Below are 714 nucleotides of genomic sequence, written 5' to 3'. Positions count from 1 at the left end.
GCCTGAACAAGGTCTACGGGGAGGGGGAGACCCGCGTCGTCGCCCTCGACAACGTCAGCGTCGTGTTCCCCCAGGGCGAGTTCACCGCCATCATGGGCCCCTCCGGCTCCGGCAAGTCCACCCTCATGCACTGCATGGCCGGCCTCGACACCGTCACCTCCGGCTCCTCCACCATCGGCGACACCGAGCTCGTCGGCCTCAAGGACAAGCAGCTCACCCAGCTGCGCCGGGACCACATCGGCTTCATCTTCCAGGCCTTCAACCTGCTCCCCACGCTGACGGCCCTGGAGAACATCACCCTCCCCATGGACATCGCCGGCCGCAAGGTCGACAAGCCCTGGCTCGACCGCGTCGTCGACACCGTCGGCCTCTCCGGCCGCCTCAGCCACCGCCCCTCCCAGCTCTCCGGCGGCCAGCAGCAGCGCGTCGCCTGCGCCCGCGCCCTCGCCGGCAAGCCCGACATCATCTTCGCCGACGAGCCCACCGGCAACCTCGACTCCCGCTCCGGCGCCGAGATCCTCTCCTTCCTGCGCAACTCCGTGCGCGAGCTCGGCCAGACCGTCGTCATGGTCACCCACGACCCCGTCGCCGCCTCCTACGCCGACCGCGTCGTCTTCCTCGCCGACGGCCGCATCGTCGACGAACTCCACCAGCCCACCGCCGACACCGTCCTGGACCGCATGCGCCGCTTCGACGCCAAGGGCCGCACCAGCT

1 protein-coding gene is annotated in these 714 nt (G+C 70.3%); it reads left to right on the top strand.

Annotated elements, in window-relative coordinates; all coding sequences use genetic code 11:
* Nucleotides 1–2: 2 nt before the first annotated feature.
* A partial coding sequence (locus tag ACLWS4_RS37220) for an ABC transporter ATP-binding protein (protein ID WP_416876454.1) occupies nucleotides 3–714 on the top strand: 712 nt, incomplete at its 3' end.

Source organism: Kitasatospora sp. SC0581, assembly GCF_048159585.1.
Classification (GTDB): domain Bacteria; phylum Actinomycetota; class Actinomycetes; order Streptomycetales; family Streptomycetaceae; genus Kitasatospora.
Note: the sequence above shows the minus strand (reverse complement) of the source record. Positions and strands in the feature narration are given on the sequence as shown.